Here is an 18,955-nt window from a genome sequence, read left to right on the forward strand (position 1 = left end):
TAGGGCGTGGACAAATAGGTAGGCCGTTTAAAAATGTTCTATCAATAGACTAAAAGAAAAACGATTCAATTTCGGGAAATCGAAATTGAATCGTTTTGGTTTAGATATTAAAGATTGGCTGTATCTTTTTCAATTTTTCCAGCAAAAGCTTTAGCTTCTGCCATGTATTCGTTGAATTGTCCAATGTCCATTTGCTGAGCGGAATCGGAAAGTGCGACTGCAGGATCAGGGTGTACTTCTGCCATGACTGCATCCGCTCCAATTGCAATTGCTGCTTTTGTTGCAGGAAGAAGGAGATCTTTCCGTCCGGTTGAATGAGTAACGTCAACCACAACTGGCAAATGCGTTTCTTTTTTCAAGATTGGAACAGCAGAAATATCAAGAGTGTTCCTTGTTGCCTTTTCATATGTGCGAATTCCTCTTTCACAAAGAATGATTTGGTCATTTCCTTGTGCATGAATATATTCCGCTGCATACATGAACTCTTCAATCGTTGCTGCAAGTCCGCGTTTTAAAAGGACAGGTTTGCGTACAGCACCGGCAACCTTCAATAACTCAAAGTTTTGCATGTTGCGTGCGCCAATTTGAATAACATCTACATAGTCGAGTGCTGCTTCCATGTCATAAGGATTTAGAATCTCACTGACAACAGCCAGACCTTCTTCATCAGCAACCTGTTTCAAAATCTTCAAGCCTTCCAAGCCAAGCCCTTGGAAGTCGTAAGGAGAAGTTCTTGGTTTGAAAGCTCCTCCACGAAGAAGTTTTAAGCCCTGAGCTTTTAATGCCTGTGCAACAGCTTTTACTTGGTCGTAGCTTTCAACTGCGCAAGGTCCCATGATAAAGTGGGCTTTCCCATCTCCGATATCCTCACCATGAACGGAGACGATTGTGTCATCAGGTTTTTTCTTTCTTGAAACGAGCAGGGCTTGACGATGATCATCTTCCTGCAATTCAAGACTTGCTTTAAAGATTTGTTTGAATATGTGTTGGACAGTTGATGTAGTAAACGGGCCTTCGTTGTGATCTGCAATCATATTTAACAGCTTTCGCTCTTGGACAGGGTCAAAACGCTTCACGCCCTGCATTTCTTTTAATTTGCCGATTTCTTGAGCGATTCGGCCTCGTTCGTTTAACAGTTCTAAAATTTGTAATGTGGTTTTCTCAATTTGAGAACGTAACCCTTCCAGTTCTGACAACGATAAGCCCTCCTTGTTTTATTCACTGCCTCCAGCAATTGAAGAATTTTTTAAAAAATAACTTTAGGACTTCAACGCTGTAAAGCATGTGTGTTATAATTTTTATTGATAGCTCAACACATTAAACCGTATTTGAACTCTTGTCAAGTGGATATTTTAAATTGTTTGCCTATTTTTAATTATACCATCATGTCCCCGTAGTGATGGGCGGTAAATATGAACAATTCGTCTAATATAGGGGATATTCAGAAAGTCAGCAAGTAGGAAGCAGTAAATCTTTTTAGTTGGTTTGTTTTAGTGCTTTTCTATACTCCATATGTGTGACATTGCCGATGCGGGTGTTTGTCAGTACTGATTGTAAAATAGAAAAATCGTCTACATGAATAACTTAATAACACAAAAATGCTTTACAAGAATATCTTAATGTGGTAAAAATTAATGTTAAATAACTTTGAAAATAGCCATGACAGGACACAGTAGTGTTCATCTCCCTGTTTCGTAGAGAGCTGATGGCCGGTGAAAATCAGCACAAAGATGAATGCGAATTACTTCCTTGAGCTTCTTTTAGGAACGCCTGCACGTTCAGGTCAGTATGAAAAGACGGGAACAGCCGTTATCTGTTTCGAGTGGCGGAAAATAAATTTCCGCAATGAGGGTGGTACCGCGATAATCAATCGTCCCTGCTATATGCAGGGGCGTTTTTTATTTTAATTAGACTATTGGAGGGCTTTGAGAATGAGATATTTAACAGCTGGAGAATCACATGGTCCGCAGTTGACTGCAATATTGGAGGGAGTTCCGGCAGGTTTGACTTTGACTGCTGAAATGGTGAATGAACAATTATCCCGACGTCAAAAAGGTTACGGCCGTGGAAGAAGGATGCAAATAGAAAAAGATCAGGTTCAAATTTTAAGCGGCGTTCGTCATGGGAAAACGATGGGCTCACCGATTACACTCGCCGTCGAAAATAGGGATTTCAAACATTGGACTAAAATAATGGGAGCTGCTCCGCTTCCAGAAGGTGAAGAGGATGAAGTGAAAAGAAAGCTGACTCACCCTCGTCCAGGTCATGCAGACTTGAATGGAGCTTTGAAATATGGCCATAGAGATATGAGAAATGTGCTGGAGCGGTCTTCTGCACGTGAAACAACAGTAAGGGTTGCTGCAGGAGCAGTTGCAAGAATTATTCTTGAGCAGCTCGGTATCAAAGTTGCTGGACATGTATTGGAGATTGGAGGGGTCCGAGCTGTTCATACAACTTATGAAACAATTAATGATTTGAAAGAGCGATCTGAAGCATCACCGGTTCGCTGTCTTGATGAAGAAGCCGCAGAAAAAATGATGCGAGCGATTGATGAAGCCAAAGAGCAAGGGGATTCAATTGGAGGAATCGTAGAAGTCGTTGTCGAAGGTATGCCTGCCGGAGTCGGAAGCTATGTACATTACGACAGAAAGCTTGATGGTAAATTGGCTGGGGCTGTCATGAGTATCAATGCATTCAAGGGAGTGGAAATCGGCATCGGTTTCGAAGCAGCGCATAAACCGGGAAGTCAGGTGCATGATGAAATATTGTGGGATGAAGAAAAAGGCTACACAAGAGGATCCAATAATGCGGGTGGTCTGGAAGGCGGTATGTCGACAGGAATGCCGATTGTAGTAAGAGGTGTTATGAAGCCGATACCGACACTTTATAAACCACTGCAAAGCGTAGATATTGATACAAAAGAACCTTTCAAGGCAAGCATCGAGAGATCTGACAGTTGTGCAGTTCCAGCAGCAAGTGTAGTTGCTGAGTCTGTTGTTGCTTGGGAACTGGCAGTCGCCGTGTTGGAGCATTTTGGACATGATCGAATGGATGCCATAAAAGAACACGTCGAACAATATAAAGAATATACAAGGAACTTTTAACATCCGGGGCAGTGTCAGCTCTGCTGAATGATAGGTGCTAATGTCATCCAGTAGAAGTCTCCCACTTCTGTAAGTGGTGAGATAAAAGTATATCGGTATTCCATTCAGCGGGGTTCAAACCCCGGCTGAATATGTCACAGATTTTCAGAGGAAATGTATCGAGCGTAAGATCGATACATTCCAGGTGCAAATACGCCGTGGCGCATTTGATACAAAAATAAAGGTGGGGAAATCAATGAATGTAAAAGTGAGGCCGCAACTGCTTTCATTGAAAGCATATACTCCGGGAAAATCCAGTGAAGAAGTACAGCGTGAATACAATTTAGAGAAAATTGTCAAGCTTGCATCTAACGAAAATCCTTATGGAACTTCACCGCTTGTTAAGGAAGCAATCTCTCTAAATAACTTTGCTATATACCCTGACGGAGCATCAACTGCTCTTAGAAAGGAAGTGGCAGAGTATACAGGAGTGAAGGAGGATCAATTGATCTTTTCCAGTGGGTTGGATGAACTGATTGAAATTATCAGTAAAGCCTTACTGGATGAAAACTTCAATACTGTCATGGCATCTGGCACATTCCCTCAATATCGCCATAATGCCGTAATTCAAAATGCTGAGATCCGTGAAGTTCCATTGAAAAATGGCCGTCATGATCTGCCAGCAATGGCAAAACAAATAGATGATAAAACTCAGGTTGTTTGGATATGTAACCCGAATAATCCAACGGGTACATATGTGGATGATAAGGAGCTTGAACAATTTCTGCAATCTATCCCATCACATGTCCTCGTTGTCATGGATGAGGCTTACTACGAATACGTAACGGCGGAGGATTATCCTGAAACAATCCCGCTTCTTGATCAGTACGACAATCTTATGGTATTGAGGACTTTTTCCAAAGCATTTGGACTTGCATCATTTCGTGTAGGATATGGGATCGGGGCTGCCTCCTTTATTCAGCAATTGGAGGTTGTCAGGCTGCCATTCAACACATCTGTGCTTGCTCAAAATGCTGCACTTGCTGCCCTGGGGGATTTAGAATTTGTTGAAAAGAGTGTCAGCTTAAATGCCATTGAGCTTCAAAAATATTATGAGTTCTGTAAACAGCATCAAATAGATTACTATCCTTCACAAGGGAACTTTATATTCATCTCAATTCCAGGAAAAGAAAGTGCGGAGGTTTTCCAATATTTATTGGAAAGAGGCTATACTGTTAGACCATTCCCTAACGGGGTCCGCATCACAGTTGGAACAAAAGAAGAGAATGAAGAACTCTTTGAATTAATCGAAAAAATAGTCCTGATTGCACATTAGACTTAGCAGAGAGGAAAATACAGCTTGGACAAAAAAGTTTTAATCATAGGGGTAGGATTGATTGGTGGCTCTATTGCTTTAGCCATCAAAAAGGAACATCCCGAAGTTCATATTACCGGCTATGACCTGAATGAACAAAATTGCAGGCTTGCCGAAAAGATGAAGATCATTGATGAATGTTCTACATCTTTTGAAACAGAAGCAGTAACTAGTGATCTAATCATTTTAGCCTGTCCGGTTGAAGAAGTTGAGCAAAAAATATGTCAGCTGGCGGAACTGTCTTTAAAACCGGAGACTATTATTACTGATGTGGGAAGCACAAAAGTAAAAATAATGGAAAAGTCAGCAATTTTGCGCGAAAAAGGGGCTGTTTTTATTGGCGGTCATCCTATGGCGGGCTCCCATAAATCAGGGGCTGGAAGTGCAAGGGAGCATTTGTTTGAAAATGCTTTTTATCTGCTGACACCAACTGAAGGTACAAATGAAGAAAAAGTAGAGGAACTAAAAGATTGGCTGAGGGGGACCGGTGCAAACTTTGTTATCATGGAGCCGGAAGAACATGATATGATTACCGGGGTTGTCAGCCATCTGCCTCATCTGATTGCCACAAGTATTGTTCGCCAGGTGGAAAGCCATGCTGGGGTTAATGAGCGGGTTCGTTGGTTAGCAGCGGGGGGATTCAGGGATATCACTCGTATTGCCTCCAGCAGCCCGGCTATGTGGAGCGACGTTGTTAAACATAATCAATCCAGCTTGCTTTCGCTGATTGATGAATGGATTACTGAAATGAAGTATGTCAAGGGGCTTGTTCAAACGGGGGATAAGGATCATATCTACAGTTATTTTGCTGACGCGAAAAAATTTAGAGATTCGCTTCCTGTCAGAGCAAGAGGCGCAATCGACGCCTTCTATGATCTATACGTAGATGTTCAGGACAAACCAGGAGTCATTTCGCATGTGACCACTATCCTAGCTGAAAAAAGGATCAGCTTGACAAATATACGAATTATCGAAGCACGTGAAGATGTTTTCGGGGTGCTCCGTTTGAGCTTCCAAACAGAGGAAGACAGAGAAAAAGCGGAGGTTTGCTTGAACGAAAATGATTATGAGACCTATTTAAATATGTAGGGGGAAGTCCTGTTGACGAATACATTAAAAACAGAAGGCAATATTCAACTCAAAGGAACAATCCGAGTGCCGGGCGATAAATCAATCTCCCACAGGGCAGTCATGCTCGGAGCTATTGCCAAGGGAAAAACGAGGGTTTATGGCTTGCTTACAGGTGATGATTGCCTAAATACAATTGAATGCTTCAGGAAGATGGGAGTAGAGATTAGGCGCGATGGAGATTATGTGGAGGTTGATGGAACTGGATTTGCCGGCTTGCAAGAGCCTGTTGATATTCTGGATGTCGGAAACTCCGGAACGACTATTCGCTTAATGCTGGGAATTTTAGCTGGGGCTCCTTTCCATACTTGTCTTATAGGCGATGCCTCTATTGCGAAAAGGCCTATGGATAGAGTTGCTGTTCCTTTAAGGCAGATGGGAGCTAGAATAGACGGCCGTAAGGATGGCAGCTTTGCTCCCATTAGCATCAGAGGAGGCGGAATTGAAGGAGTTGATTACGTTTCTCCTGTTGCCAGCGCCCAGGTAAAATCAGCCATTTTATTAGCGGGACTTCACGCAGAAGGGGTGACGACGGTTACCGAGCCGCAGTCATCGAGAAACCATACAGAAAGAATGCTGAAAGCCTTTGGTGGGCAAGTTGAGGTTGATGGATTAACAACTTCCATTAGAGGAAAACAGGATTTACAAGGAACGACTATTCATGTCCCTGGAGATATTTCTTCGGCAGCCTTTTTCCTTGTGGCTGGTGCCATTGTCCCAAATAGTGAGTTAACAATCCAAAATGTAGGAATAAATCCAACAAGAACTGGAATAATAGATGTATTGAAAGAAATGGGTGCAGATATTATAGAAGAAACTGCATCAGACGAAATTGAACCAGCTGCGGATATTACAATCAAATCATCCAACTTAAAAGGTATAGAAATCGGCGGGAATATCATTCCAAGGCTAATAGATGAGATTCCAATTATTGCGCTGGCTGCTACTCAAGCTGAAGGCAGGACTATTATAAAAGATGCGGCAGAATTAAAGGTGAAAGAAACAAACCGCATCGATACAGTAGTCCAAGAGCTGAAAAAGATGGGAGCAAGGATTGAACCGACTGACGATGGAATGATCATCCACGGTGGAACCAAACTGCACCCTGCTCGTGTAGACAGCCACGGAGACCACCGTATCGGCATGATGTTGGCGATTGCCTCTTGCCTTGCCGAAGGTGAAACCGTGATTGAAAACAGCGAAGCCATTTCGATTTCTTACCCTAATTTCTTTCAGCATTTAAAAGAACTGAAATCTTAACTTACTTTAGGACAAGAATCCGAAAGGGGATATTCAATTGCCGTACATTGTATCAGTCGGAACAGGAGTCCCTAAAAATAAAATTTATCAAAAAGATGCCATGGAATTTGCCAGGCATCTTTTTTCCAAGTCAGTTGATCATATTGACCGTTTGCTGAAAGTTTTTCATAATGGTGAGATTGAAAAACGGCATATTGCGAAAGACATATCATGGTATCAATCGGAACGCTCATTCGCGGAAAAAAATGATGCTTTTCTTGAGGCGGCAGTTGATCTGAGCATTAAGGCCATTAAAGATTGTTTGAATTCCCCGTTATTAAAGAGGACGATCGAATATGAAGAGATAGATGCCATTTTCATGATTTGCACTACCGGACTCGCTACACCGAGCTTGGAGGCAAGAATCATGAATATTCTTCCCTTTTCAAGGCATAGTAAAAGAATTCCGATCTGGGGGCTGGGCTGCGCTGGCGGGGCGGCGGGACTTTCCAGAGCCTCCGAATATTGCCGGGCATTTCCTGAGGCTAAAGTACTGGTTGTGGCTGTTGAATTATGTAGCTTGACATTCCAAAAAGATGACCTTTCCAAAAGCAATTTGATTGGCACATCCCTATTTGCTGATGGAGCCGCTGCGGTCCTTATCGTAGGAGCAAAAGCAGGTCATGAAACATATACAGATAGTCTGGTCCCGAGAATTATGGATACAAAATCTACTTTATTAAGCGATTCTCTGGATGTGATGGGCTGGGATGTTAAAGATGACGGCTTATTTGTTGTATTTTCAAAGAGCATTCCGTCACTCGTTGAAAATTGGCTAGAGCCCAACGTATCGGGCTTTTTGGAAGAACATCAAATGACAATCCGGGATATCGGACAATTCATTGCTCACCCCGGCGGCAAAAAAGTGATTTCGTCCTATGAGAAAGCTCTAAAGCTAGAGCAAAATAAAACTGCAGAATCGTTAAAGGTACTCCGTGAATACGGTAATATGTCATCATCCACCGTTTTATTCGTATTAAAGAATGTTTTAAATAAAGACATAAGAAGCGGAGAACACGGTGTGATAACCGCCCTAGGACCGGGATTTAGTTCAGAGCTTCTGTTGGTTAGGTGGGAATGATGTTCTTCACAATATTCGTGGTGATTGTTGTCATCCAGCGTTTGTGCGAGCTGATATTGGCTAAAAAGAATGAACGCTGGATGAAAGAGCGCGGAGCCGAAGAATATGGAAAAAGACACTATTGGGCAATGGTGTCGATCCATATTAGCTTTTTTGTTTCACTAATTCTTGAGGTGACTTGGCATCATCGGGAAATCAATCCGTATTGGCCATTGTTTTTCTTCATATTTCTACTGGCGCAAGCTGCTAGAATATGGGTTATATCGACATTAGGAAGATATTGGAATACGAAAATCATTGTCCTTCCGGGAGCAAAATCGGTGAAAAAGGGACCGTTTAAATATACGAAGCACCCGAATTATTTGATTGTAACCGTGGAATTGCTGATGATTCCTGCTATTTTTCAGGCATATATTACCGCGGCAGTGTTTTTTGTTCTAAATCTACTTATATTATCCGTCCGAATACCAATAGAGGAAAAAGCTCTTCGAAAACACACAGATTATCTGCACCGATAAATGTTTAGGCTATAATATATGAAAATGGTAAAAAATTAGGTAAAATGAATGATAGAAAAGAAAAAGTAAGGGGATTGTCAACGCAGATGGTAGAGGTATTGGAAAGATCCATACATGATGTTCGTCTTCAGAAAGCACTCACTTTGTTTGAGAGATTTCAGCAAAATGGAGATTCGGTACGTGCCGATAAAGCGGCTAAATTGCTCAAAAAGATGAATGAAAGTGAATTTATTACAGCTTTTAGCGGCCATTTTTCCGCTGGAAAATCCACCATGATCAATACATTGATTGGTGAGCAAATTCTTCCTTCAAGTCCGATTCCGACAAGCGCTAATCTCGTAAAGGTTCATGACTCTGAACAAGAATACGCTAAGGTTTATTATAAGAATGAAAAACCTCTCTTATTTAAAGCTCCGTATGATTTTGATACAGTGAAAGAATTTTGTAAGAGTGGAGAAGTACTTGAAGTAGAAATAGGGAAGCCTAATTCCAAGCTTCCGCCAGGAATTACAGTTATGGACACACCAGGTGTCGATTCGACTGATGACGCCCATAGAATATCCACAGAATCAGCTCTTCATTTGGCTGATATTGTATTTTATGTGATGGACTATAATCATGTCCAATCCGAACTGAATTTTGTTTATACAAAAAATTTGCTTCAGCACGGTGTAAAGCTTTATTTGATCATCAATCAGATTGACAAACATAATGATGATGAGCTGTCATTTGAAACGTATAAACAATCGGTCCGCGAATCCTTTGCGGCGTGGAATGTGCACCCAGAAGAGATCTTTTATACGACGTTGAAGGCTCCTAATAACAGCCATAATGAATTCAGCTCTGTAAAAGCGCTGATTCAGGATGCAATCGCCAATCCTGAGGAGTGGATTCAGCATACAGTCGAAGCAGCTTTTCACCAAATGATCGAAGAACATGAGGAATGGTTGCAGGAGGAAAAAGTGCAGGAGGCGCTACCGTTTCAGGCTGTTATTGATGAGCTTAATGAAGAAGATCTTGAAAGCATTTTTAATGAGCAGGAAAATCTGCGCCAGAAAGAAAAAAATCTATTAAATCTGGCAGATCATTGGGTCAGAGATTTTGAAGAAGAAAGGGCGAGTTTATTAAAAAATGCTTACTTGATGCCGTATGAAGTAAGAGAGCTTGCAGAGCCTTTTTTGGAGTCCGCACAGCCTGATTTCAAAGTTGGCTTTTTTATGAGCAAGAAAAAGACGGAAGAAGAGAAAGCGAACCGCCTTAAAGCATTTGCTGACAGTATTCGCGGTCAGGTGGAGCTGCAGCTTGAGTGGCATTTGCGAGAGCTGTTCGCACGTAAGCTACAGGCAAGCTCCATTTCGCAGAGTGAGTTGGAAACCGGAGCCCAAAGCTTAACGGTTGATTTTGACCATGACTTGCTATTATCAGCCATCAACAAAGGAGCGCGGGTGACTGGTGAATATGTGCTGAATTACACTGAGGAGCTAGCAAGTCAATTAAAAAGGTTAGCCATCATTCAATCTGACAAATTAAAAGAACAAATCGCGGCAGCCATTGAAGAAAAGGCAAAAGATGAATTACGTTCTGTTCAAGAGGAAGCTGCTGACGTGAATAAAGTCTTTGAAGCTATCGAAGAGCTAAAAAGACTTGACAAAGATTATAAATTAAAGCTTGAAAGCATTGAGATGCCAACAGGTACAGAAAATAATCATTTTGAAAAGCTTCAGGAGCAATGGGAACTCCTAGAAAAAGATGTGAATATTTTCCGAGAGTTGACTCATGATTATGCAACACCTGAATTAGAGCCTGTGGAACAAGCTTCAATGATAATGGAAGAAGCTGACAGTGCTTTACATCAAAAAGATGTTATCCAAAGGGTCGAGCTGGCGGCGTCTTACTTATCTAAAGAAAAAGGTTTCGAAAGAATAACTGCACAGCTTTTGCAAAAGGCATCCGGGTTGAAAAACAATAACTATACAATTGCTTTGTTCGGTGCTTTCAGTGCAGGGAAATCTTCCTTTGCCAATGCTATGCTTGGAGAAAAGGTTCTGCCAGTTTCACCAAATCCTACAACGGCCGCTATTAATCGCATATGTCCACCGAATCAGGATTATAAGCATGGCACTGCAGTCGTTCGTTTGAAAGAACCTGAAAATATGCTTGAAGATGTGAAACAGTCTCTTCAGCTTTTTGGGAAAAATTGCGGAACTCTTGAGGAAGCTCGCCAACTGATTCCAACTGTCCTGGCTCAAAAAGAGGGAGAAGGAAAAGAGAAGGTGCATTTATCTTTTCTGAGGGCCTTTGAAGCAGGGTATGAGGAGTTTAGTCACAAGCTTGGTCAGTCTATTATTACAGGTATTGAAGATTTTCAAGGTTTCGTCGCCAATGAATCCCAATCATGCTTTGTTGAACTGATCGACTTGTATTATGATTGTGCTTTTACAAGAGAAGGCGTTACTTTAGTTGATACACCTGGTGCAGACTCAATCAATGCACGGCATACAGGTGTTGCCTTCAACTATATTAAAAATTCTGATGCCATCTTATTTGTCACTTATTACAATCATGCCTTCTCAAAAGCAGATAGGGAATTCTTAATCCAATTGGGCCGGGTCAAAGATGCTTTTGAGCTTGATAAAATGTTCTTTATAGTCAATGCTATCGATCTGGCTTCCTCGGACGAAGAAATCAATGATGTGCTTGAATATGTCAAGGGTCAATTGACAGAGTATGGCATTCGCTTTCCAAGAATTTTCGGTCTGTCAAGTAAGCTTGCACAAGAGCGGGAAACAAAAGAAGCCTCCAATATTGAGGAATTTATAAATGCATTTTCGCACTTCCTTGAACATGACCTGGCCAAAATGGCTGTTCAATCCGCTGAAGCAGAGTATCAACGTGCCATTAAAATGCTTGATCAGCTCATCGATTCTGCAAATGAGGATGAATCCAAGAGAGCCGCTCGGAAGAGCCAGCTTCTTGAAACGAGAGACAAACTGAATAAATGGCTCGGAGATATTGACTTGGCGACGATGCCTGACAGACTTTCACAAGAGGCACAGGAACTGGTCCACTATGTCAAACAAAGAGTCTTCTATAGACTTCCGGACTTTTTCAAAGAAGCTTTTAATCCAGCTGCATTGCAAAACAATAGTAAAGAATTATTGAACAGGGCCTTGGAGGAGTACCTGGAAGCTTCTGGTTTTGATTTTGCGCAGGAGCTGCGAGCCACGTCTTTACGGGTCGAGCAATTTGCGATAAAGCTTCTTAAAGAACGCTTTGAGCAAATTAATCGTGAGATCTTGTCAGTGAATGAAGACTTATTGATATCGGAACCGGAAATTGAACAGGCGGATACACTTGATTTTGCCCCTGCTTTTAAAGACAGCGACAGGAAATACTTTGCTGGGACATTCAAATATTTTAAGAATGCCAAGGCTTTTTTTGAAAAGAATGAGAAAAAGCTTATGGAAGAATCGTTGGAAGAGTTGCTTTCTCCGCTCGCAGATTCATATTTGAAACAAGGACTGTCTAAATTAGACCACCACTATCAAGCTATGCTTGACGTAGAGTTTGAAGGAATGAGAAAAAGTATGACGGATGATCTGAATGGACAATATTCGACTTGGCTGCTTGCATTTGAAGATAGTGGCAGTATCGATCATTGGAAGGAAGTCCGCCGGGCGATTGCTGTTGATGAGTAAACCTCTGAAAAGGAGAAATTACCATGTTTGTGAAATCAGTAGAATGGCTAAAAGAGAGAGTTAAAGATGAAAAAGTCCGGATTGTTGACTGTACCTACTCATTAAATGATCCTTTACATGGAAAAAACACTTATGAAAGAAAACATATACCGGGCGCTGTCCATTTTGATTTGGCCGATGATTTATCTGAGAAGGTCAAGGAACACGGAGGACGTCATCCACTGCCTGATATTCAAATACTGAAACAAAAGCTTGAAGAAGCAGGCATTGATCAAAACACGACGGTTGTCATCTATGATGGCGGGGAAGGCTGCTTTGCTTCCCGCTTCTGGTGGCTGTTAAAATACATGGGGCACTCTGATGCTTATGTGCTGGACGGGGGAATGGAAGCATGGGAAAAATCTGGTTTTCCCCTTACGGATGTCAAACCGGATTTTAAACCTGTTCAATTTACTGTTAATTTGAATCAAGATATGCTTGCGGACATTGATGATGTGAAAGCTGCAATCGCTGATCAAAGAACCGTACTGATAGATTCAAGGGCAAAGGAAAGGTACTTAGGCCGTATCGAACCGCTTGACCGCATACCAGGACATATACCAGGCGCCATTAACCGTGAATGGACAGAAGGATTTGAAGCCGGGCGCTGGAAGAGTCGCGATGAACAGCAGAGCAGATTTTCTGATTTAGAGAAAGACGGAAAAATCATTGTTTATTGCGGATCAGGTGTATCCGCTACTCCAAACATTTTAGCGTTGCTTGAATCAGGGTTTGAACAGGTGAAATTGTATGCTGGAAGTTATTCCGATTGGGTTTCATACCATGATAATCCAGTTGAAAAGGAAGAAAACTAAACAGGGGCTTCTTCGCAAGCCTCTGTTTTCTTTGTATAAATGTTGCGTTCAGCTCAAATCGGTCAAGATGTTGATATGTCGATTAGTACTTGTAAAGCAAAATCACTTGATAAAAAGGCGCGCGTATGAGTGTTCATGGTATAATGGTATAATACAAGAATGGTTGAAAGGTGTTATTCATAAATGGATAATAAGAAGTTATTACTTGTTGACGGTATGGCATTGCTTTTCCGTGCTTTTTTTGCCACGTCCGTCAGAAAACAATTTATGATCAATAGTAAAGGGATTCCGACAAACGCAGTTCAGGGCTTTTTGCGCCACTTTTTGTCAGCAATGGAATCAGCACAGCCTTCACATGTTGCAGTTTGCTGGGATATGGGCAGTCAGACATTCAGAAATGAAATTTTTCAAGATTATAAATCTAACCGGGAGGCTCCGCCTGTCGAGCTTCTTCCGCAATTTGATTTGGTGAAAGAAGTGACATCTGCTTTTTCCATTCCGAATATCGGACTTTCAGGTTATGAAGCAGATGATTGCATCGGGACTATTTGTGAGCAGATGAAACAAGATATTCCAATTACTGTTTTGACTGGTGATCGAGATTTGCTGCAAATTTTGGACGATCAAGTGCATGTGTGGATTTTGCAAAAAGGCATCGGTAATTATACGAAATATACTAGGACGGCTTTTACGGAAAAATTCCAATTTGACCCCAAACAGCTTGTGGATGTAAAAGCATTGATGGGAGATCCAAGTGACGGCTATCCAGGTGTTAAGGGTATCGGTGAAAAGACAGCAACAAAGCTGATCCAGGAGCATGGAGATATCGAGTCATTACTGGAGAACCTATCTACTTTAACCCCATCACAGCGGAACAAAATAGAACAGGATCAAGAGATGATGCATCTATCTAGGGAATTGGCTCAGATACATCGCGAGGTCCCAGTCGCCATTGATCTTGAGACAGCGTATTGGTCAGGTGTTCCTCAAACGGCTCATGAAATGGTTCAAGAACACGAATTAAACATAGTGCGCCGCCAGCTTCAGCAACTAGAAAAAGAACTATTGGAAAATCCATTTACTGATCGGGAGCTGACTCGTTGAGTGGAAGTGCGTCTAACTTCATTCAGCCTTCTGTAAGTGGTGAGATGAAAGCATAACGGTATGCCATTTAGTGGGGGGGCAAACTCTCTGCTCAATAAAGTTAAAGCGCCCAGATTTTGTTGAGCGGAGCTTGATAAAATCTGGCGCAAATACGGCAAGGCGCATTTGAAAAAACGAATAGATCTTTCTTAATGATTCATCCGGATGGCTTTTTTGGCAAGTTCATCCGCTTTTTTATTTTCTTTTGCTGGAATCCATTTGATGAAAAATAGATCGAATGATTTTGAAAGTCGAAGAACAGTCTCCAAAAGCGGAGTATATTTTTTATTGCGTACGAACTCATTTTCAACGGAATCGACTACTAGAGAAGAGTCAGATCTTACAGAAATGATGGAATAAGAATGATCTCGGCAAATCTCCATTGCTTTGATCAAAGCCCAGAACTCGGCTTCGTGGTTGGTTAATGATCCAAGTGGAATCGAATGTTTTTCCACTTGTCCATTATTTTTGATAAAAATACCAATGCCGCTCGGGCCTGGATTGCCTGCGCTGGCACCATCTATGTAAACTTCAATCATCTGAACAGGCATCTCCATTCGGTTATTTCTTGCAAGATAAGGAAGTATAAAATTAGATGAAATATTTTGTTCGAATTAAAGAAAGTATACAATTTTTATCGTTTTCATTTCCATATCAGATTTTCGAGTCTAGCCCCGCAGGATCAAGCCTCTTCCCTGTGGCGGCTGAAGAATTGCTTGGGAATCGACTTGTTTGCCCGCGCTGACCAAGGCGCTTGCGCATTTCTCAGAAATGGGGAAATATCATATTTAAAGAAGATAATTTCATTATATCTGATACAAGCAATCTAACCAATAAAAATCATATTGAGGGATCAGTTCAATGGAAATTAAGTTGAAATTTCACTACAAAGGCTCAAAAACAGAAGAGATTCAATTAGAGTCGGAATGGATGGACTCTAAAGCCATCAATCCACTGGTTAGCGACATGCTGAAGACGGGAAGAATCAAAGATATCATTGTAATGGACGAAATGGGCAATGAATGGACATTAAAAGAATTTAAAAAGCTCATGGAAAAAATAGAAGAGGAACCGAGAAATCCAGTCATCTATTTTGATGGGGGATATGACAGGGAAAAAAAGGAATCTGGAATTGGGATTGTTATTTATTATGATAAAGGTGAGGAGAAATTTCGCGTTCGATCTAATGCGAAATTACATGAACTGGACAGCAACAACGAGGCTGAATATGCTGCTTTGTACAACGCCGTGGAGAGGCTTCACCAAATCGGAGTGCAGAAAACCCTTTGTGTCATCAAGGGTGATGCACAAGGAGTGCTAAAGCAGCTTGCGGGTGAATGGCCTTGTTATGAAGAAACACTGAATTTATGGTTAGACAGGATAGAGGGTAAGATAGATGCTATAGGACTTAAACCATCGTTTCAAATCATTTCTCGCAACGAAAATAAAGAAGCGCATAAGCTGGCAAGTCAGGCACTTCAAAATAATATCATTGACAGTCATCTGAAAATCGATGGATAAAAAATATTTAGGAAGAAAAAGACTCAGTTTCCAGGGAAGGTTGGTCATATGAACCGTACAGATGTGATGAACGAAATCAATGATTTACTGAAAACCTATTGTGAGGATTGTTTTTTAAAGAAACATTTCAGGAAGGAATATAGCAAGACGTTCGCCCATCATTTTTGTATCAAGAAGTGTACAGTTGGAGAAAGCATTCAACGGAAAGGGAATTTATTATTAAAGAAACTATAAAAGGCTGACAGTATTGTCAGCCTTTTCATCTTTTTATATAGAAGCTACTTTATTTACGTTAGCTGCTTGAGGCCCACGGTTTCCTTCAACAATTTCGAAAGAAACTTCTTCGCCTTCTTCCAATGTTTTAAAGCCTTCACCTTGGATTGCGGTAAAATGTACGAAAACATCGTCTCCGCCTTCAACTTCAATAAAACCGTAACCTTTTTCATTGTTAAACCATTTTACTTTTCCATTTTGCATGCACTTAATCCTCCTAAAATCTTCGGCAATGAAATGCCAATAAAAAATATTATCACAAAGCAAAACTGAAAAATCTGTAGATTCCCTATATTTTGCTTAAATGATAAATCAACTATACACCAGGTAAAATAAAGAGTCAAGAAAACCCAGTCAATTAACTTGATTTATTCGAAAATTACAATAATATAAAACACACCGAAACATAGAATACTTGTTAAAAATCCCTACTTATAGTACACTTTTAATGCTATTACAGGAAAAGAGGAGGGATAAAGATGCCAACCCCAAGCATGGAGGATTATATTGAACAGATATATTTACTGATCACCAACAAAGGATATGCCAGAGTTTCGGATATTGCAGAAGCTCTAGATGTCCATCCCTCCTCAGTTACGAAAATGGTTCAAAAACTTGATCGGGAAAGCTACCTTCATTATGAACGATACAGAGGTCTTGTGTTAACATCTAAGGGAAAAAAAATTGGTAAACGGCTGGTTGACCGGCATGACTTGCTTGAAAAATTTCTAATGATCATAGGAGTAGATAAAGAAAATATCTACGATGATGTAGAAGGAATTGAACATCATTTAAGTTGGAATTCCATCGACCGAATCGGTGATCTTGTACAATATTTCGAGGAAAGCACAGAAAGAATTGCGGATTTGAAACTCATTCAAGAAAAGAATGAGGAAGAAACGGCAAATCAATAAAGTTATCTCTAACGAACGCTTTGATATAATTTCAAGGCGTTTTCTTTAGGTTAATAAAAGGAAAAGATAGGACTATATGGTACAATTAATTTAACTTCATTCAGCAGAAGTCTCCCCACTTCTGTAAGTGGTGAGATGAATGCAAATTGGTATTCCATTCAGTGGGGGTTCAAACCCCGGCTGAATAAAGTTAAAGCCTCCGGCGGATGCCACAGATTTTCAGAGGGAATTTATCGAGCGGAGCTCGATAAAATCTGGGCGCAAATACGCCAAGGCGCATTTGATAAAATCGGGAGGTATGCAAGTGAGCGGAAAACAGCCAAGTGATATTGAAATTGCACAAAACGCCGAGTTAAAGCCTATCCAGCAAGTTGCAGAAAAGATAGGATTGCATGAAGAAGACATTGAATATTACGGTAAGTACAAAGCGAAAATTTCTTTTGATAAGATTAAGGAACTTCAGAAAAACAAAGATGGGAAAATTATACTCGTTACGTCAATCAACCCAACACCGGCAGGCGAGGGTAAATCTACGGTGACTGTCGGGCTCGGTGATGCTTTATCAAAGCTTGGAAAGAAGACGGTGATTGCTCTACGTGAGCCATCTCTTGGCCCGACTATGGGAATTAAAGGCGGGGCAACAGGTGGCGGCCGTGCGCAGGTTCTGCCTATGGAAGAAATTAACTTGCATTTTACAGGTGATTTGCATGCCATCACCACTGCTAATAATGCTCTTGCTGCATTACTCGATAACCATATCCAACAGGGGAACGAGCTACGAATTGATCAGAGGAGAGTTGTTTGGAAACGGGCTGTTGACTTAAATGACCGAGCTTTACGTGAAGTTATTGTTGGTCTTGGAGGGCCGGCTCAGGGTGTTCCTCGCGAAGACGGCTTTGATATAACGGTTGCTTCCGAAATTATGGCCGTCTTATGTCTATCTACAGATTTAGCGGACTTAAAGAGCCGGCTTTCCCGGATGGTCATAGCTTATAATATCGACAAGAAGCCTGTTACTGTAAAGGAACTCGACGTTCAGGGGGCTCTTGCTCTTTTATTAAAAGACGCACTCAAACCGAATCTGGTCCAGACAATTGAGCAGACGCCGGCGATCATTCATGGAGGCCCATTTGCTAATATTGCTCATGGATGTAACAGCATCATGGCCACGAAAATGGCTGCAAAAATGGGTGATTATGTGGTTACGGAGGCTGGTTTTGGAGCAGATCTAGGGGCGGAAAAATTCCTCCATATTAAATCTAGAAATGCAGGACTACAGCCAAATGCCGTTGTGATTGTGGCTACCATTAGAGCTTTAAAGATGCATGGAGGGGTTCCGAAGAACGAGCTAAGCCATGAAAATGTTATGGCCCTTGAGAAAGGTCTGGAAAATTTAAAGAAGCACACAGAAACAATTGCTAAATTCGGACTACCATTTGTCGTGGCGATTAATAAATTTGCTGCTGATACGGACTCTGAAGTATCACTGCTTGAAAAATGGTGTGATAAACATGACATTCCCGTGGCCCTGACGGAGGTTTGGGAAAAAGGTGGAGCAGGTGGAATCCATCTTGCAGAAAAGGTATTGCATGAAATAGAATTCGACAAGCAACAATTTAACTATTTATACGATCTATCGGATTCCCTTGAAGATAAAATCAAGACGATCGTTCAGCAAGTTTATGGAGGAAAGGATGTAGAGTTTTCGGTTGTAGCATCAAAGCAATTGAAAGAATTCGAAGAACTGGGATGGGGAAATCTCCCTGTCTGTATGGCAAAGACTCAATACTCTCTTTCCGATGATCCTTCCAAGCTTGGGCGTCCTAAGGATTTCATCATCCATGTCCGTGAACTGAAGCCGAAGCTCGGTGCTGGTTTTATTATAGCGTTAACCGGAGAAATGATGACAATGCCAGGCCTTCCAAAAGAACCGGCTGCGAACCATATGGATGTCGACGAAAAAGGGAGAGCAATCGGATTATTTTAACTTCATTCAGTGGGAATGTAACACCAAATAATCTGTTTGGAGCGCGCCGAGCCCATTTGGGTGATGGCGCGCTCCAACTCT

General features: G+C 41.3%; 16 protein-coding genes and 1 other annotated feature. Of the genes, 13 read left to right on the forward strand and 3 right to left on the reverse strand.

Annotated features, from left to right (window positions below):
- Positions 1 to 107: 107 nt before the first annotated feature.
- On the reverse strand, positions 108 to 1,196 hold the full coding sequence (locus tag H9631_RS07215; protein ID WP_191811382.1) for a bifunctional 3-deoxy-7-phosphoheptulonate synthase/chorismate mutase: 1,089 nt from the start codon (positions 1,194 to 1,196) through the stop codon (positions 108 to 110).
- 454 nt (positions 1,197 to 1,650) lie between these two features.
- Positions 1,651 to 1,881 (forward strand) — a binding site (T-box leader).
- 50 nt (positions 1,882 to 1,931) lie between these two features.
- Here H9631_RS07215 and aroC point away from each other — a divergent pair.
- From aroC to H9631_RS07260, 9 genes are all read left to right on the forward strand, one after another.
- Positions 1,932 to 3,104, forward strand: a complete 1,173-nt coding sequence (gene aroC, locus H9631_RS07220) for a chorismate synthase (RefSeq protein WP_191811384.1) — start codon at positions 1,932 to 1,934, stop codon at positions 3,102 to 3,104.
- Between the two features lie 235 nt (positions 3,105 to 3,339).
- On the forward strand, positions 3,340 to 4,419 hold the full coding sequence (hisC, locus tag H9631_RS07225) for a histidinol-phosphate transaminase (RefSeq protein ID WP_191811386.1): 1,080 nt from the start codon (positions 3,340 to 3,342) through the stop codon (positions 4,417 to 4,419).
- 24 nt (positions 4,420 to 4,443) lie between these two features.
- Positions 4,444 to 5,547, forward strand: a complete 1,104-nt coding sequence (locus tag H9631_RS07230; RefSeq protein WP_191811388.1) for a prephenate dehydrogenase — start codon at positions 4,444 to 4,446, stop codon at positions 5,545 to 5,547.
- A gap of 12 nt (positions 5,548 to 5,559) precedes the next feature.
- Entirely contained in the window at positions 5,560 to 6,846 is a 1,287-nt protein-coding gene (gene aroA / locus H9631_RS07235) for a 3-phosphoshikimate 1-carboxyvinyltransferase (RefSeq protein WP_191811390.1), read from the forward strand.
- Between the two features lie 37 nt (positions 6,847 to 6,883).
- Entirely contained in the window at positions 6,884 to 7,966 is a 1,083-nt protein-coding gene (locus tag H9631_RS07240) for a type III polyketide synthase (protein WP_191811392.1), read from the forward strand.
- The gene (locus tag H9631_RS07245) at positions 7,966 to 8,484 is read left to right on the forward strand and encodes an isoprenylcysteine carboxyl methyltransferase family protein (RefSeq protein WP_191811394.1); all 519 of its coding nucleotides are present in this window, start codon (positions 7,966 to 7,968) and stop codon (positions 8,482 to 8,484) included. The genes H9631_RS07240 and H9631_RS07245 overlap by 1 nt, the downstream gene beginning before the upstream one ends.
- A gap of 44 nt (positions 8,485 to 8,528) precedes the next feature.
- Positions 8,529 to 12,182, forward strand: a complete 3,654-nt coding sequence (locus H9631_RS07250) for a dynamin family protein (RefSeq protein ID WP_225220922.1) — start codon at positions 8,529 to 8,531, stop codon at positions 12,180 to 12,182.
- A gap of 23 nt (positions 12,183 to 12,205) precedes the next feature.
- The gene (locus H9631_RS07255) at positions 12,206 to 13,036 is read left to right on the forward strand and encodes a sulfurtransferase (RefSeq protein WP_191811396.1); all 831 of its coding nucleotides are present in this window, start codon (positions 12,206 to 12,208) and stop codon (positions 13,034 to 13,036) included.
- 183 nt (positions 13,037 to 13,219) lie between these two features.
- On the forward strand, positions 13,220 to 14,140 hold the full coding sequence (locus H9631_RS07260; protein ID WP_191811398.1) for a 5'-3' exonuclease: 921 nt from the start codon (positions 13,220 to 13,222) through the stop codon (positions 14,138 to 14,140).
- Between the two features lie 188 nt (positions 14,141 to 14,328).
- On the opposite strand, the gene H9631_RS07265 is transcribed toward H9631_RS07260, so the two are convergent.
- Positions 14,329 to 14,718 (reverse strand): reverse transcriptase-like protein, encoded by a 390-nt coding sequence (locus H9631_RS07265; protein ID WP_191811400.1) that lies wholly within the window; start codon positions 14,716 to 14,718, stop codon positions 14,329 to 14,331.
- Between the two features lie 322 nt (positions 14,719 to 15,040).
- On the opposite strand from H9631_RS07265, the gene H9631_RS07270 reads away from it, so the two are divergent.
- Both H9631_RS07270 and H9631_RS07275 read left to right on the forward strand, forming a co-directional pair.
- A complete protein-coding gene (locus tag H9631_RS07270) occupies positions 15,041 to 15,700 on the forward strand; it encodes a reverse transcriptase-like protein (RefSeq protein ID WP_191811402.1) in 660 nt (219 codons plus the stop codon).
- Between the two features lie 48 nt (positions 15,701 to 15,748).
- Positions 15,749 to 15,934, forward strand: a complete 186-nt coding sequence (locus H9631_RS07275) for a zinc-finger domain-containing protein (protein ID WP_160706796.1) — start codon at positions 15,749 to 15,751, stop codon at positions 15,932 to 15,934.
- 33 nt (positions 15,935 to 15,967) lie between these two features.
- On the opposite strand, the gene cspD is transcribed toward H9631_RS07275, so the two are convergent.
- Positions 15,968 to 16,177 carry a cold-shock protein CspD gene (gene cspD, locus H9631_RS07280; RefSeq protein ID WP_120117437.1) on the reverse strand — a complete coding sequence of 70 codons (210 nt, stop codon included), beginning with the start codon at positions 16,175 to 16,177 and terminating at the stop codon, positions 15,968 to 15,970.
- A 275-nt stretch (positions 16,178 to 16,452) separates the two neighbouring features.
- Between cspD and mntR the strand changes: the two genes are divergently transcribed.
- Positions 16,453 to 16,887, forward strand: a complete 435-nt coding sequence (mntR, locus tag H9631_RS07285) for a transcriptional regulator MntR (RefSeq protein ID WP_191811404.1) — start codon at positions 16,453 to 16,455, stop codon at positions 16,885 to 16,887.
- A 298-nt stretch (positions 16,888 to 17,185) separates the two neighbouring features.
- A complete protein-coding gene (locus H9631_RS07290) occupies positions 17,186 to 18,874 on the forward strand; it encodes a formate--tetrahydrofolate ligase (RefSeq protein WP_191811406.1) in 1,689 nt (562 codons plus the stop codon).
- Positions 18,875 to 18,955: the final 81 nt, after the last annotated feature.

It is taken from the genome of Bacillus norwichensis (assembly GCF_014836955.1).
Taxonomy (GTDB): Bacteria; Bacillota; Bacilli; order Bacillales; family Bacillaceae_C; genus Siminovitchia; species Siminovitchia norwichensis.